The sequence below is a fragment of the Shewanella sp. SG44-2 genome, assembly GCF_014164215.1.
GTDB lineage: Bacteria > Pseudomonadota > Gammaproteobacteria > Enterobacterales > Shewanellaceae > Shewanella > Shewanella frigidimarina.
Genome location: NZ_JACJEU010000005.1, coordinates 172446 through 188360, shown reverse-complemented (window position 1 = coordinate 188360; position 15915 = coordinate 172446). Strand labels below are relative to the sequence as shown.

At 40.7% G+C, this 15915-nt stretch carries 14 protein-coding genes and 1 tRNA gene; 9 read left to right on the top strand and 6 right to left on the bottom strand.

Going from position 1 to position 15915, the window contains the following annotated elements:
- Nucleotides 1–116 precede the first annotated feature (116 nt).
- A complete protein-coding gene (gene purH / locus H5181_RS05845) occupies nucleotides 117–1706 on the bottom strand; it encodes a bifunctional phosphoribosylaminoimidazolecarboxamide formyltransferase/IMP cyclohydrolase (protein ID WP_123778053.1) in 1590 nt (529 codons plus the stop codon).
- Nucleotides 1707–2013: 307 nt separating this feature from the next.
- Here purH and zntR point away from each other — a divergent pair, with 307 nt between their 5' ends.
- Both zntR and H5181_RS05835 read left to right on the top strand, forming a co-directional pair.
- On the top strand, nucleotides 2014–2475 hold the full coding sequence (gene zntR / locus H5181_RS05840) for a Zn(2+)-responsive transcriptional regulator (RefSeq protein WP_101086235.1): 462 nt from the start codon (nucleotides 2014–2016) through the stop codon (nucleotides 2473–2475).
- 2 nt (nucleotides 2476–2477) lie between these two features.
- The gene (locus H5181_RS05835; RefSeq protein ID WP_182750487.1) at nucleotides 2478–4010 is read left to right on the top strand and encodes an SO_0444 family Cu/Zn efflux transporter; all 1533 of its coding nucleotides are present in this window, start codon (nucleotides 2478–2480) and stop codon (nucleotides 4008–4010) included.
- A gap of 561 nt (nucleotides 4011–4571) precedes the next feature.
- Here H5181_RS05835 and H5181_RS20685 read toward each other — a convergent pair.
- Together H5181_RS20685 and H5181_RS05830 are read right to left on the bottom strand one after the other, a co-directional pair.
- A complete protein-coding gene (locus H5181_RS20685; protein WP_011635985.1) occupies nucleotides 4572–4694 on the bottom strand; it encodes a hypothetical protein in 123 nt (40 codons plus the stop codon).
- Nucleotides 4695–4967: 273 nt separating this feature from the next.
- Nucleotides 4968–5906, bottom strand: a complete 939-nt coding sequence (locus tag H5181_RS05830; protein ID WP_011635986.1) for a LysR family transcriptional regulator — start codon at nucleotides 5904–5906, stop codon at nucleotides 4968–4970.
- 96 nt (nucleotides 5907–6002) lie between these two features.
- On the opposite strand from H5181_RS05830, the gene H5181_RS05825 reads away from it, so the two are divergent.
- The 4 genes from H5181_RS05825 to H5181_RS05810 all read left to right on the top strand — a co-directional run bounded on the left by H5181_RS05825 (nucleotide 6003) and on the right by H5181_RS05810 (nucleotide 9655).
- Nucleotides 6003–7097, top strand: coding sequence for an HlyD family secretion protein (locus H5181_RS05825; RefSeq protein WP_182750486.1), 1095 nt, complete (start codon nucleotides 6003–6005; stop codon nucleotides 7095–7097).
- A gap of 1 nt (nucleotide 7098) precedes the next feature.
- Nucleotides 7099–8730 carry a DHA2 family efflux MFS transporter permease subunit gene (locus H5181_RS05820; RefSeq protein ID WP_182750485.1) on the top strand — a complete coding sequence of 544 codons (1632 nt, stop codon included), beginning with the start codon at nucleotides 7099–7101 and terminating at the stop codon, nucleotides 8728–8730.
- 46 nt (nucleotides 8731–8776) lie between these two features.
- Complete coding sequence (locus tag H5181_RS05815; protein ID WP_182750484.1) at nucleotides 8777–9241, top strand: GNAT family N-acetyltransferase; 465 nt, start codon at nucleotides 8777–8779, stop codon at nucleotides 9239–9241.
- A 96-nt stretch (nucleotides 9242–9337) separates the two neighbouring features.
- Nucleotides 9338–9655: a putative quinol monooxygenase gene (locus H5181_RS05810; protein ID WP_182750483.1), complete on the top strand. Its 318-nt coding sequence runs from the start codon at nucleotides 9338–9340 to the stop codon at nucleotides 9653–9655.
- Between the two features lie 195 nt (nucleotides 9656–9850).
- Here H5181_RS05810 and H5181_RS05805 read toward each other — a convergent pair whose 3' ends face one another.
- Nucleotides 9851–10894, bottom strand: a complete 1044-nt coding sequence (locus H5181_RS05805; protein WP_011635991.1) for a porin — start codon at nucleotides 10892–10894, stop codon at nucleotides 9851–9853.
- Nucleotides 10895–11684: 790 nt separating this feature from the next.
- On the opposite strand from H5181_RS05805, the gene tcdA reads away from it, so the two are divergent.
- Nucleotides 11685–12488 (top strand): tRNA cyclic N6-threonylcarbamoyladenosine(37) synthase TcdA, encoded by an 804-nt coding sequence (gene tcdA, locus H5181_RS05800; protein ID WP_011635992.1) that lies wholly within the window; start codon nucleotides 11685–11687, stop codon nucleotides 12486–12488.
- A 22-nt stretch (nucleotides 12489–12510) separates the two neighbouring features.
- Here tcdA and H5181_RS05795 read toward each other — a convergent pair whose 3' ends face one another.
- On the bottom strand, nucleotides 12511–14091 hold the full coding sequence (locus H5181_RS05795; protein WP_182750482.1) for an ATP-binding protein: 1581 nt from the start codon (nucleotides 14089–14091) through the stop codon (nucleotides 12511–12513).
- A gap of 230 nt (nucleotides 14092–14321) precedes the next feature.
- On the opposite strand from H5181_RS05795, the gene H5181_RS05790 reads away from it, so the two are divergent.
- Nucleotides 14322–14933 (top strand): superinfection exclusion B family protein, encoded by a 612-nt coding sequence (locus H5181_RS05790; protein WP_059747553.1) that lies wholly within the window; start codon nucleotides 14322–14324, stop codon nucleotides 14931–14933.
- A gap of 187 nt (nucleotides 14934–15120) precedes the next feature.
- On the opposite strand, the gene H5181_RS05785 is transcribed toward H5181_RS05790, so the two are convergent.
- Nucleotides 15121–15252, bottom strand: a complete 132-nt coding sequence (locus H5181_RS05785) for a DUF3149 domain-containing protein (RefSeq protein WP_011635995.1) — start codon at nucleotides 15250–15252, stop codon at nucleotides 15121–15123.
- Nucleotides 15253–15651: 399 nt separating this feature from the next.
- On the opposite strand from H5181_RS05785, the gene H5181_RS05780 reads away from it, so the two are divergent.
- A tRNA-Leu gene (locus H5181_RS05780) sits at nucleotides 15652–15736 on the top strand.
- The last annotated feature ends 179 nt before the right edge of the window (nucleotides 15737–15915 follow it).

Genomic DNA, 15915 nt, shown 5'->3' with positions numbered 1-15915 from the left:
GTTTAAACAAAATTTAAAAAGTATCGCTTGTTATCTATTTTTGCAAAAGCATTTAGCAAAAGTATTTAGCAAAAACATGAGTGATAAGCGATACCCATATTTGATATTAGCGTTTATTAGTGGCGGAAGTGACGCATGCCAGTAAATACCATGGCCATACCGTGCTCGTCTGCTGCGGCGATGATTTCTTCATCGCGAATTGAGCCACCAGGTTGAATGATACAACTAATACCTGCTGCAGCAGCAGCGTCGATACCATCACGGAATGGGAAGAAAGCGTCAGATGCCATGACTGAATTTTCAACCACTAGGCCTTCATCAGCCGCTTTAATTCCGGCTATTTTAGCTGAGTAAACACGGCTCATTTGGCCAGCGCCGACACCGATTGTCATGCCGTCTTTGGCGTAAACAATGGCGTTAGATTTAACAAACTTAGCCACTTTCCAGCAGAACATTAAGTCTTTTAACTGTTCAGCAGTTGGTTGACGCTTAGACACAACTTTAACGTCTTCTAAGTTCACCATGCCTTGATCGCGGTCTTGTATTAACAAGCCACCATTAACACGTTTGTAATCAAGCGTTGTGGTTTTAGTATTCCACTCACCACATTCTAATAAACGCACGTTGGCTTTAGCAGCAATGATGTCGCGTGCGGCTTGACTCACTTTAGGGGCAATGATGACTTCAACAAACTGACGGTCAACAATGGCTTGCGCCGTTTGTGCATCTAACTCTTGGTTAAAGGCAATGATGCCACCAAAGGCTGATGTTGGGTCGGTTTTAAATGCGCGGTCGTAAGCTTCTAATAAGTTAGCGCCTAATGCCACACCACAAGGGTTGGCGTGCTTAACGATAACGCAGGCTGGGCCTTCGAATTCTTTTACACATTCAAGAGCTGAATCGGTATCAGCGATATTGTTGTAAGACAAAGCCTTACCTTGTAGCTGAATAGCACTGGCAACTGAAGCTTCATCAATTTGCGTATCGACATAAAACGCCGCTTTTTGGTGGCTGTTTTCACCGTAACGTAAGTCTTGTTTTTTGACAAACTGACTATTGAAAGTACGTGGGAACGTTGAATCGTCATGACATTCGTCGTTACTGTGCGCTGGCACCATAGTACCAAAGTAGTTAGCAATCATGCCGTCATACGCTGCGGTATGTTCAAAGGCGGCAATGGCTAAGTCAAAACGCGTCTCTAAAGTAGTGCTGCCGTTGTTGGCTTGCATTTCTGCAATCACGCGGCCGTAATCTTTAGCGTTAACGACTATTGTTGTGTCTTTGTGGTTTTTAGCCGTAGAACGCACCATGGTTGGGCCGCCAATGTCGATGTTCTCAACAGCGTCCGCTAAGGTGCAGCCTGGTTTAGCAACGGTTTCAGCAAATGGGTATAAGTTAACCGCAACCAAGTCGATAGGCTTAATGGCGTTTTGTTCCATGACGATTTCGTCAATACCGCGACGGGCTAGAATGCCACCGTGAATTTTTGGGTGTAGGGTTTTAACACGACCATCCATAATTTCTGGATGACCCGTGTAGTCAGACACTTCCATTACCGGGATATTATTGTCTGCAAGTAACTTTGCAGTACCGCCCGTTGATAAGAGTTCAACACCTTGTGCATGCAGCGCTTGTGCAAACTCAAGGATTCCAGTTTTATCTGATACGCTTAATAGCGCGCGACGAATTGGTCTGACATTATTCATGTAGGTACAGGTCCGCTAGTTTGATTTTAAGGAGCTTTAGTAAAACAGAGTCAATTAAAGTCTGCTTTACCAAAGTCCCTCATAGTGTTTTTTAGATTGCTTAACACCGTCGAGGCTTACTGTGTTGTGATCAGGCGGGCGTATTTTATCGTAAACCGCTTCTATTGGGTGTTTTTTCTGTGTGATTTCACAATATTGAAATAAGAACAAAGGTACGCAAAAATAATCATCCAATAACCCTTGACCTTGGATTAAACTCCAAGGTTTATACTCAGGTAAAATTCAGATCACGATGGTGAGTTAACATATGTATCGAATAGGCGAACTTTCTGCTTTATATGACATTAAAGCAGACACATTACGGTTTTACGAAAAGCATGGTTTGTTATCACCTTCAAGTCGCTCTGATTCTGGGTATCGGTTATACAACCAAGCTGACTCTGAACGGCTCAAGTTTATATTACGCGCTAAAGCGGTGGGTTTCTCGCTTAACGATATCGCCGATTTATTATCTATCGAAGTGGACAAGTCCAATCGTGCCTGTGCAGACGTTAAAGGTTTGGTTGATACCAAGCTTGAGCAAGTCGAAGCCAAACTCGCCGAGTTACAACACTTTGCAACATCGCTAAAAAGTTTATCGAATACCTGTTGTGGTGGCCCTGATAGTGCCGAGCATTGCTCGATACTCGAAGCGTTAGAGTCGTCTGACAAACACATTATTGCTAAAAAAGAACATCATCATTTTGCTCATTCAGGTCATAAGGATTAAGTATGTTATTGACCAATTTTCTTCATTTATTTTTAGAATCTGCTCCGTGGTTGTTACTGGGCTTAGTGCTGGCCGGGTTGCTAAAAGTATTTGTGCCGATGGCATGGATGCAAAAGCAACTTGGCGGCCATGGAATGAAAACCGTCGTTAAGGCAGCATTATTAGGTGCACCTTTACCTTTGTGTTCGTGTGGTGTTATCCCCGCAGCAGTTGGTTTACGTCGAGCTGGCGCCTCAAAAGCGGCAACAACCTCTTTTTTAGTGTCTACACCCGAAACTGGCGTTGACTCAATTACCGTATCGTATGTATTACTCGGGCCTTTTATGGCGATAGTGCGTCCGATAGCGGCGATTACTAGCGCGATAGTGGCGGGTTTATTAGTGGGCCGTGATGACGATGATGGTATTCCTGCGTCAACATCTGCTAAAGCGAAAACGGCCACTGATTCATCAGCGAGTGCCAAGCCGGTATCATCATGCTGTGGATCCAAATCAACTGCTAGCTCAGACGCCAGCGCAGAAGCTAGCTCTGAAACTACATCTACAGGTAAAACAACCACTAGCACTATGCAAAATGCTGGCGTGAAAATGACAGCGATTAAATCAGAATCAGTTAATTCAGGGTCGATATTGAGCCCGATGACGGCTGCGCAATCAATCGGTGGCAGTCGTTCGCAAGTAAAGCAAAGCAGTTGCTGTGGTAGTAAAGCTGCGGATAAACCAACCGAGTCTGCACCTGCTGCCTGTTGCAGCACAAAAGCAAAAGATGACGTAATAAAAGATGAAACACCAGCAGCAACCGTTACATCAAGTTGCTGCAGTAGCAAAGCTGAGCCAAAGGTCGAAGCGATATCGACAAGCTGTTGCACAGCAACGACAGTAAACCCAGCAACAAGTGAAAGTAGTGATGAAGCCAGCTGCTGTGCATCGACTCAAGATATGGCAACAGAGTTGAAGCACAACAGTGTATTCAGCCGTGTGTTATCGGGTTTGCATTATGCCGCAACGGATTTAGTGAAAGACACTACCTTGTGGTTATTAGTCGGGTTATTTTTTGCCGCCATCGTGCAGACTTATGTACCAGCTGACTTTTTAGTCAAATGGGGCGACGGCATTCTGGCGATGTTAGTGATGGTTTTGGTGTCGATCCCAATGTATATCTGTGCTACGGCTTCAACGCCTATTGCTGCAGGCTTGCTATTAGCAGGGGTGTCACCCGGCGCGGTACTGGTATTTATGATGGCAGGCCCTGCAACCAATATTGCAACCTTAGGCGTGGTGACTAAAGAGTTAGGCAAGCGTGCATTATATGGTTACTTAGGTGGCGTTATCGGTGTGGCGTTAATTTTTGGTGTACTGGTTAATTACTTAGTGGATACATTTGGTTTTGAAGTGATGCCGCAGATTGGCGAAGAGCATGCTTTATTACCGCAAGGTGTAGTAGCTATATCAGGTATCGTGCTGGCGGTGTTAATGGCCAAAGTCTTGTGGGACATGATCCCAAAAGGCAATAAAGAGAAAGGCTGTTGCTCATAAGTTAAGCCAAATGGGTTAATCAAAGCGAGTTAAATGCATATGAAAGCCAGTGATAGATGTCACTGGCTTTTTATCAGGGTAAAATATTGCGGATGGCCCTGTTAACATTAGAGCTAGTTAACATTAGAGCTAGTTAACATTAGAGCTAGTTAACATTAGTGCTAGGTAAAAATAGCGTTGAGTTTTTCGGCAAGCCTTAATGTTTTCCAAATCGCGGTAAACTTTCGATGATACCGCCATTTGGGTTACATTTAACCGTTTTCCACCTTTCATCGTCTTTAATTTAAATGTAATACCGTTGCGCAGCGCGATCTTAAGTTTTAACGGAGCTGATTTTATCTGCCAAAGTCGACATTTTCGCTAGGCTTTTACCATTCGCCAGTTGGTTTATTTTCTGTTGAGTCGTTTGGGATAAAGTGGCTAGAGCGATTTTAATTAATATTCTGTTAAGTAGGGTGCTAATAAATAGGCTCCAAACAAAAATACCGAGCAATTAGCTCGGTATTTTTATGTGCTCAGTATGTCTACATCAAGCTATTTACTCGTTAAACGACGTGTAAATTATTTGATCTTACTGGCAAAATTTTCAGGTGAATTTTTCGATTGCTTAACCGCTCGTTTCTCTTTTAAAGATAATGCCGGTTTTTTCTTCGCTTCTTTTGAATTATTACGTTCTTTGCTCATTTGTATGACTCCTAGCACGCATAATACGTGACTAATAAATGGTAATTTGTGTTGTTAGTATCGAATGAACCAAAATTAATCAGCCACTTAAATACTGACTTAGCCTTTGAACAATTTACTGAACCAAACTTATCATTGATATTGCGAATTAATGATGTGCGAAAACTTACCTCTATGATCTAAATTAATCACCTGATTGAGTTGATATTAGCACCTAGTCAGTAAAAAATATCTATTTATTCTATAGATTATTTTGTGCTTAAAAACTCATCTTTAATTATGATTGCTTTGGTGAACAAAATCGGGAATTTCGAGCACGCCTTCACCCCAATGCTCAAACAGAGCTGCATATAAAAACTCTACAAACACTCGGTATTTTCGGGGTAAATACACACGCTGTGGAAAGCTCAAGGTGACCTTGGTTTGCATCATTGGAAAGTCTTCTAGTATCGGTATCAGTTGCTTACTGTCTATGGCTTCTTGTGCAATAAAAACCGGTACCGCAGTAATGCCTAAGCCTTCAATTGCCGCTTCTCGGGCAAAGGTGACATTATTGACTTTTAGCTGCGCAGGGGGATCGAGATCAAGCCATTGGTTACCATCAAAAATACGCCAGCCACCATTAATGTGGGCCGACTGTAATTTAATTGCGGTATGGAGCATTAAATCTTGCGGTATTTGTGGTGTGCCATGCCGCTTAAGGTAAGTTGGGCTTGCCATTAACAGCCTGCTGGCAGTGACTAATGAGTAGCTTTGCAGCTTGGGATCATGCTGTTCAGTAATTTGAAATAGAAAATCGACCCCTTCTTCAATCACATCAATTTTACGGTTAGTCAGTTCTGCATCAATGGTGATATTGGGGTAAGCCGCCAGAAACCGGGCAAGGATACGACCTAAAAATAATTGTCCTAGCTCGATAGGGCAAATCACTTTTAAGTTGCCTTTGATGTCTTGCTGGCTCGCGCTGAGAAGATCTTCGGCGTTTTGTAAATCTTGCAAAATTTTACTGATGCGATGGTAATAGCTCGAACCCGCTTCAGTGAGTTTCAATGACCTTGTGGTGCGAAACAGTAATTGCACACCAGCATCTGCTTCTAGATCTGCGATTTTACGACTCACAGTGGCTTTGGTTATCCCCAGCGCCTTGGCTGCACCGGTAAAACTGCCTTGTTCTACTACTTGCGAGAATATTTGAACGCGGTTGAGATCCATATTGTTACACCTGTGAAACAGTGGGTTGAATTTTTACTATCTAATAAACTTAAGGAAACAGTAGTAAACTAGAGCAGAATAAATTAGGAGTCAAATATGTCTATCAATAAGCGGTTAGTGTTAGTGTCAAGTATTATCGTTGTGTTAGTTGTTGCAGGCGTTTATTGGTGGTCACAAGTTCGATATATCGAGTCAACGGACAATGCGTATGTTGAGGCTGATATTTCAAATATCAGTGTAAAAGTCCCCGGCTACATTGTGCAGTCTGCTGTGGTTGATAATCAACATGTCAACAAAGGTGAACTACTGGCTCAACTGGAAGACAGTCAGTTTGTTGCCAAGCTGGCTCAAAGCAAAGCTGTGCTAGCGAGTACCCAAGCAAACTTGCAAACCTTGGCCGCAAAGGTTGATTTACAGCAAGCATTAATTAATCAAGCTAAGGCAACCGTTGTGGCCTCACAGTCAGAGCAGTTAATTGCTCAACAACAGTTGAAGCGTTCACAGAAATTAAAAATCAGTAATTACAGTTCACAAAATGATGTTGACCAACTTCAGGCTGGTTTCGATTCAGCATCAGCTCATGTAGATGAGGCGCAAGCTGCATTAGTGGCTAAGCAGCGTGAATTGTCGGTATTTAACGCGCAATTATTACAAGTACAAGCGGATGTCGATCAGGCAATGGCCAGTGTCGAGTTGGCCAATATTCAATTGGTTGATACACGTGTTACAGCACCGTTTTCAGGGATTATAGGTAAGCGTGGCGCAATGGTGGGCCAGTATGTTCAACCTGGACAAGCATTGTTTAGCCTAGTGCCAGATGCACAAGTGTGGATTACGGCTAACTTTAAAGAAACTCAAATTGAGCACATGCAAGCCGGACAAGCCGTTAAGGTGAGTTTAGATGCTTATCCTGATTATGTGTTTAGCGGATTTATCGACAGTTTAGCACCTGCATCGGGTTCTAAATTTAGCTTGTTACCCGCAGAGAATGCGACGGGTAACTTTACCAAAATTGTTCAACGTATTCCGGTGCGTATTCGTCTTGAACATGATCAACCCTCATCTGCAATTGGGCGTATTTTACCTGGCTTAAGTGCCTTGGTTGAAGTTGATACAGAGTCAGCAACTCAATCTCATGAGCTTGCTAAGGCATCTGCTGTTCAAGCAACATCTGTGACTGCAGGGCATTAATATGAACCAGTCAGCCACTGAGGCAGATGCATCGCAAGTCGGCCCTGTAAGTACTGTGGATGATAAACCGACCGGTTATCAGCGCGGTAGCACACGTTCTTGGATTGCTGTTGCTGGCGGTTTAATCGGTGCTTTTATGGCGATTTTGGATATTCAAATCACCAACGCGTCGATGAAAGAGATTCAGGGCAGTTTAGGGGCGACGCTAGAAGAGAGTAGCTGGATTGCCACTGCTTATTTAGTAGCCGAGATGATTGCCATTCCTTTATCTGGTTGGTTAAGTACTGGTTTATCTACTCGTCGTTACTTACTGTGGACTACTGCTGCCTTTATCGTTGCCTCTGTATTGTGCTCAATGTCTTGGAACCTTGAGTCGATGATCGCTTTTCGTGCCTTGCAGGGTTTTTTTGGCGGGGCATTAATTCCGTTAGCTTTTCGATTAATTCTTGAGTTTTTACCCGACGACAAACGCGCCATGGGTATGGCTCTGTTTGGAGTAACCGCAACATTTGCGCCTTCTATTGGGCCAACATTAGGAGGTTGGTTAACCGAACAATTTAGCTGGCACTATTTATTTTATATTAATGTTCCGCCAGGTTTATTAGTGATGGCGATGTTGGCTTATGGTTTAGAGCGCAAACCGATTATTTGGGACAAGTTAAAAGACGCCGATTATTCTGGCATTGTTACCATGGCGTTGGGTATGGGCTGTTTAGAAGTCGTGTTAGAAGAGGGCAATCGTAAAGACTGGTTTGGGTCAGATCTTATTCGTAATCTTGCCATTATTGCCGCGGTTAATATCAGTTTATTTATTTGGATCCAATTACGTAAAGCTCAGCCATTAGTGAATATTCGTCTGCTTGCGCAGCGAGATTTCGCTTTATCCACTGTGGCGTATTTCTTACTGGGTATGGCGTTGTTTGGGGCGATCTACATGATCCCGCTGTATTTATCACAAATTCATGATTATACCCCGTTAGAAATTGGTGAAGTCATTATGTGGATGGGCTTCCCGCAGTTACTCGTACTGCCATTAGTGCCTAAATTAATGCAGAAGTTTGATCCGCGATATTTGGCAGCACTTGGATTTGCTTTATTTGCGACCAGCTATTATATGAATAGCCATATGACCATTGATTTCGCAGGCGATCAGATGATTGCTTCGCAAATCGTACGGGCGTTAGGGCAACCGTTTATTTTAGTACCTATTGGTATTTTGGCGACAATGCATCTTCAAGCACATGAAAATGCCTCTGCATCGACGGTACTCAATGTGATGCGAAATTTAGGTGGGGCTTTTGGTATCGCGCTGGTTGCAACCTTAACTGATAATTTAGCCCGAGTTCATTTGGCCCATATTAAAGAAACGTTGCCGGCTGTCAGCTCCCAAGCTTACAACTATATTCAGCATACCAGTTCGATATTGCAAACTGCGGGTTCTGATGCGGTGAGTGCTAACTCACAAGCCTATGCTTTACTTGCTAAAAATATGTCACAACAAGCATATATACAAGCCTATAATGATGTGTTTTTTATTATGGCATGTTTTCTATTTATTGCGGTTGTGGCGGTTTTATTGATCCGTAAACCTGCGGTGAAAAGTGATACAGATCAACCTAATGAAATGCATTAATCATGTTAGTATTATCTTAATTGATAGCAATAAATTAAGGTGAGAGATGACATTAACATGGCTAGATGTTGGTTTTACTGAACTGTCTTTAGAGCAGCTTTATGGGTTAATGCAATTGCGTGTAGATGTATTTGTGGTTGAGCAAAATTGTCCTTATCCTGAATTAGATGGTAAAGATAAACACCCGCAAGCAAGACACTTACTTGGGCTAAATGACCAAGGTGAGATCCTTGCATATAGTCGCATATTAGCCCCAAACGTCAGTTATCCTCAAGCCAGTATTGGCCGTGTTGCCGTTGCTAAATCGGCTCGTGGCCAAGGAGTGGCGAATCAATTAATGCAAGGTGCCATTGCTATTGCAAAACTGCATTGGGCAAATGACAATATTCAGATTGGGGCGCAAGATTATTTACGCCAATTTTATCAACAACATGGGTTTGTAGTTAATTCAGATGTATACCTTGAAGACGGTATAGAGCATCTTGATATGTTGTTAATCTATAATAGCTAATTGGTATGAATAGCGTTGGGTTCAGAGATAGCATAATCAACTTTGAGTTGAGTCGTTATTTCTCTGGATTCGGGTAGGTCTTATTAAGGAAAAATGATGTCAGATTATGTAATTAATAGCCAGCAAATTGTTTGTGTCGCTCAATTTGTGGCGAAAGCAGGAAAACGTGATGAGTTAGTGGCGGTATTGGCAAGCTTGATCCCTGATACTCGTCGTGAATTTGGCTGTATTCGTTATGAATTGAATATCAGTGTAGATAACGACAACAAAGTTGCCTTTGTGGAAAAGTTTGTCGATCGTGCTGCGTTTGATCAACATTGCGCTAAAGATGCTATTCAGCATTATTTCCACAATGTAATGCCTGAGTTGGTTGAATCACATCATGTTGAAGTGTTTAATCAAGTGATCGCTTAATTGGCGGTAGCTGTTAAGTACGTCAATTTCGAGAGCTGTAATTTTCAAGCGCTGTAATTTCAAGTTCTGGATGTCACGATTAGATTTGAAGCGCTAGAGTTCAGCATTGGATTACAGATACAAAAATGCCAGTCTATACAGACTGGCATTTTTAATCATTTATACTGTTAAGCCGAAGCTCTTATATCATAATGATTAGAAGTCGTAACGAGCACCGACAGTGAAGATGTTGTCATCTTCTAAATCAACTGTAGCAGTACCAACTTTATGGTCGCCTTCATACATAGCATAGTGACCATAAACTAACGTTGACTTAGAAATACGGTAGTCAGCACCCACAGTAATTTGAGTGATGTTTACGTCTGTACCAGTCGCTTCTTTAATATTTTTGTAGTAGCTACCAAAACCAGCTTCATCTTGACCGTATTCAGCTTTTAAGTTTACGCCGTTTAGGTTGTAAGATACGTTAAGGAAGAAAGAATCACCTTCTTGATCAGATGTTTGGCTTTCAGTGTTTTGGTATAAACCACCAAGCTTGAACTCACCTAGCTTAACTTGTGCCACACCACGGTAAGCATCAATGCCACCAATAGTGTTATAAGCTGCAGCTACGTAGTAAGGGTGTGCTTTAAGACCTTTATCACCAAGAGTTGCACTTAATGCATATTGATCATCATATGATTCTTTACCAGCATCATCTGTGTAGTTGTCTTCCATTAAATAAGTCGCGTTTAATGTGACTAAACCACCAATAACAGGTGAGTAGTACCAAAGACCGTCAGCTTTACGTAACTGGCCGCCAATCATACGATCGATATCGGCGTTAAAGTTACCGAATAAATCGATGCCACCTTCAGACTGTTTAAATACCGTATCGTTACGGCCTACTAACACAGTACCAGCGTCACTTTTTAAACCTAAGAATGTGTTACGTGCTTTAAATACAACTTCGTCACTGCCATTCTTACCTTCAGTTTGAGTAGTATTTTCAACTTGGAATTCCATTTGGTATAACAGTTCGATACCGTTAGCAAATTTCTCGCTACCTTTAACACCCAAGTTAGAAAAGTTGTTTTCTAATACTGTGCCTTCTTTACGGTTTTGAGTAGTGGCACCTTGATCAGAATTCGATACTGCTAAATCTAAACGACCATAGAAACTTGGGCCTTCAGCAAGTGTAGCGAAAGAAACTAATGTAAGTACAGATGCTACCGATGCAGAGATTAAGGTTTTTTTCATCTTTCATGCTCCCTAGAACGTTATGTTCTATATTCCATTTTTCATGGTTTTAGTTAGTGAACTTTGTTGCAGATTCAATTCTGTAACAAGCTGGTGCAGATTTTTACAGATTTGATACCTTCATAGTGTGGCCTAGATCAAATAAACAGGGCCTACTTGAAAATTTGTGTATAAATCTGTGATAACTGCGACCATTTGTATAATTAAATAACATTATGGCGTAGATCTACCTCTTTAGGGATGTTCCTATTTGATTAGAAATAGGCTAGCGCACAACCACAAAAAGTTGCAGAAATGTATTTTAGCTCATGTTAATTTAATCGTTGTGAATATTCGATGTTAAATTTTATATCTTTAGTCTAATAAGGTTAAAAATTAAGCATGATTTAATGTTTGTTGTGATCGGAATCTTTTTGGCAGATAAATATATTTAGCTCAAGCTGCTTCTGCTCGGGTAATAGAATGTTATAAAACGGCTCTTTGTCATGTTATCTGAGTTAAATGGCTCTTATCATAGTTACACTATTAAAGGGTCAACCTATCTTGATGAGTTTAACCAATAGTTAGTGTGATATTTAAGCTGCAATAAACTAATTTTATCACTTTACCCTATATGCCATAACGAGTGAGCTGAATTACTAGCCAAGAATATGAGCATGCGGTGCTTTTTATTAAGCCAAAAATTCTCCTTAACCAAATTCATCTAAAGTGAATCATGACAAACGTTTAGCTTTGAGGAGAAATCATATAAAATTGGCCGCGAAAATAGTCGTTAATTAAGGCGTAACTAATGTTGTCAGAATCTTATACTCATCGTTTTGCTGGTGTCGGCCGTTTATACGGTCAAGCAGCACTAACGACTTTTTCGCAGGCGCATGTTGTGGTGGTTGGCATTGGTGGTGTCGGTACATGGGTTGCCGAAGCGTTAGCGAGAAGTGGTATAGGGCAGATTACACTAATTGATTTAGATGATATTTGTGTTACCAATACTAATCGCCAAATACATGCATTAACCTCGACTATTGGCCAATCAAAAGTTGAGGTTATGGCAAAGCGCATTGGCGAAATTAATCCTGAGTGTATGGTTAATGAAATAGAAGATTTTATTACCTTAGACAATCTTGCTGAACATTTTAAGCCGACCTCACAAGGTGGCAATATTGATTATGTGGTTGACTGTATTGATGCTGTAAAGCCTAAAGCGGGATTAATTGCTTGGTGTAAGCGCAATAAAATTCCCCTAGTGACCATAGGTGGTGCTGGTGGACAAACCGATCCGACTCTTATTCAAGTGACTGACTTGGCTAAAACAGTACAAGATCCATTATTGGCAAAAGTACGTAACATATTACGCAAAGATTATAATTTCACTAAAAATATTCAACGACGCTTTGCTGTCGATGCAGTATTTTCGACCCAACATTTAGTCTACCCTCAAGCTGATGGCAGCGTGTGCAACACTAAAGCAGATGCAGAGGGCAGTATGCGAATGGATTGCGCATCTGGTTTTGGTGCCATTACCATGGTAACGGGAACGTTTGCGTTTGTTGCCGTTAGCCGTGTGCTGAGTAAATTAGCCGCTAAATCCGCTTAACATCGTTGAACTAAGCTGTTGGTCATCTCGGTACGCTAATCACGAACATGGGCCCACCAAGTGGTGAAATAGGTACATAACTGATATTGCCTTTAAGCTGAGCCACTGCGTTAAACGCTGCCGCGAGCCCTAAACCTACTCCTCCTTTATGACGAGCTGTAGTGAAGAAGGGTTCGAAAATATGTTCGACGATGTCATTAGGAATAACCGCGCCATTATTTTGAATTTCTATATGAATACTCTCTGGCTCAGTAACGACATTAATGTGGATCTTTGCTTGAGTAACATCTTTAAATGCATGTAAAAATGCATTTGATACCACGTTAGTGATAGCCTGGCTTAATAAACTGGCATTGCTATTAAGTTGTAATTTTTCATCCAAGTTTGTGGTTATTTCCACGTCTAAAGGCGAAAATATCATTAAAGATGAATCAGTAATATCGCGTAATAGATGGCTCAAATTAAAGACTGTGTTTTTCTCATGACTTTGTTCCGCGGCAATAGATTTAAATTGTTGGATCAAATAACTCGCACGAGTGATATTACTGACGATTAACTGACTGCTTTGTTGATATTGCTCTAAAATTTCATTTATTTGTTCTAAAGTGGCATCATCGCTATGGATCAATTTGATCAACTCTTCTATATGAGACAATTGCGAGCTGGCAGCCGTTAAGCAAATACCAATAGGGGTATTAATTTCATGGGCTACGCCAGAAACTAAGCCACCTAATGCAGCCATTTTTTCTTTTTCTATAAGCACTTGTTGAGTTCGTTTCAACATTTGCAGTGATTGTTCAAGTTCTTTGGTTTGTTCTTTAACTTGGCGCGCGAGCTCATCTTTATAGCTGCGTTCTAACAACAGTAAACGATCGCGATCTTCAAGAGCATGCTGCAGATCGACTTTTGATTGGCGCAATGCTTGATAAGAGCCTCTGATTTGCCGTTGCATAGTATTAACCGCATCTGCTACTAAACTGAATTCATCATGTTGCGGCTTTCGATTAAAATCCAAGGGAGTAAAGTTGTGGTCTAAGTTAATATCATCACAATATTTACTTAAATGACGAAGGTGCTTTGTCACATTGAACCACACTAGAAACAAGATAAAACCTGCTACCAAGAAGGTTTTAATCGCGTTGGATAATAAAATCAGTATTGCTTTATTATACAAACGATCATAAATGACATTTAGATCGGCTTGTACGATGAGCGTACCAACAGGAATGTTTTCATTATTGGTATAAATTAATGGATATTGTTTCTCAATAACAGCCGTGTTCTTATATTCACCAAAATGCCATTCTTGATTACTGTCATCACGGATAGAAATATAGTTTATGTCAGGTAATTGACTCAAACCACGGAGTTGCGTGTCGATCAAGTGTTCATCTATTACCCATAAGCTGGCTGCCAGCACTTCTAAATTTACCGCTTCTATATTCGAAAAAACGCGATCAATTCTACTTACATCATTTTGATAATCACTTACTAGCTGATAAGCCGTCGTCACTAGCGTAATTAAAGAGCTAAAGATCACGATCGAAAGCGTTAATTTTCGAGCTATAGGACTTTGTAATAACTGTCTTATGGATATCAGCATAGTTTCTTCATTGTGATTTATTAATAGGGAGAATCTACTTATGAGAGTATTGATTCTACAATGTATTTCGCTGGTGTTAGTTCGGGTCTCATACCTTTGGTTCAAGCATAGCCTGATAGGCAATATATAGTGATGAAAAAATAAATAAATATCAGCTAATCAATTAATTTTTCTGGCATATATTTTGCTTTGTCTTAGTAAGCTCAAAAATCTGACACTGCGGGTAAGCTATGATGAAAATTAAAGTAGGTTCAATAAAGTTATTGAATAGTAAGCGTTTGTTCGTAAGTTCTATGTCATGGCTTATCGTAGCATGTGCAAGTTTATTGTTTGCGCCTAAAGATTTATTGGCGTTTTTATCATTAGACCAACTCGTACATCAATATGGTCAGTTTATTGGCTTAGGGTTGATTATGGGGGTTGCATATTTTTTAAGTCAGATTTTTGCCTTTATCGTCGATGAAGCAATCGTATATTTACGTCAAAAACGTACCGTAGAAACCATTGACGCAAAAGTGAAACTGCTGGACCCTGCTGAAAGAGCCTTGCTACGGGAATTCTTTTTACAAGGACAAACAATTTTAACCTTGCCACAAAATGAATTAGCGGTTAAAAATTTAGTTAACACCAGTATACTTGAAATGCTTGGTAACGAGCGTCACTATGCGATTCAAGGGCCAACGGCTGAATACAAAATTTCGATGCAGGCCCGTAATTATTTAAATCGTGATGTACTACGTTTACCTGCAGGTGAACCCAGTGCAGAAGAAATGAGTCATTTGATTAAAACGCGACCACATTTTATTAATGGATTGATTCAATCGCGTAAGCATGCGGTGTAATAGCTAATAGCGCGGAAAATCGTGCTGCAGATGAATAAGTAAATGAATAAAAAAGATGGGGGCATTTACGGCCCCCATTCTGGCATAAAAACGCATCATGTGTTTTGTCGCCAATGTATCATTCACAAGGAAGTATCCATATTGAATATGAATAATAAGCAGTAAAAAACTTAGCCTATTAAGAGACTCACTTAGTAGGTGCAGACTTCACAATAAACATCCACATTAGATAAGACATTATTCCAAAGGTGCAAAAAATTACAGTCATAGAAAGTAATCCTATCGCGTTACCAAACATTAAATCTAACCAAAATGCCATGATATTTATCCTTTAGAATGTGAAGACACGATCATCATAAAGTCAAAATAACGTCGTTATACTGATCTTGATCAATCTTCAGCCGTCATGATGTTAACTTAGTGTAAAATTGCCAATTAGCTCACAAAAAACTACTATCCTTCTCAATTGAGGGGGGATGAATGACTTTTGAGCAGTTGAGTGTTTTTTATAGAAAAGAATAGGTAAAGGGCTTGCCATTATGAAATGCAACGGTATAATCGCCAGCACTTAATTGTGACAATGATTGTTGCAGTAATTACTGTTTAGTTAGTTTTAAATTGAGTGCTCGCAGTTAGGGTTAAATTACGAGTGTTGTTTTGCAAAGATATTTGGATTTATCAGATTACTTTGCAAAGCGAAAATAGCTGCTAAGTCTTTGCCTGAGTGATGAAATTGGTATACATGGGGGATTCAAAATCCCCTGCTTCACGGCGTGTCGGTTCGAGTCCGACCTCAGGTACCATCATTTGAAAGCCCCGTTCTTAATTGAACGGGGCTTTTTTATATCTGCGATTGATTGATTTTATTATTTCTATCAGATGGACTTATTTGTAGCCGTGTTTGTTGGACTGGTTTGTAACATGGTACCAATGTTGAGCCTTCCCGACGTCGACTCGATAGCACCTGAAACTTCTTAGCTCA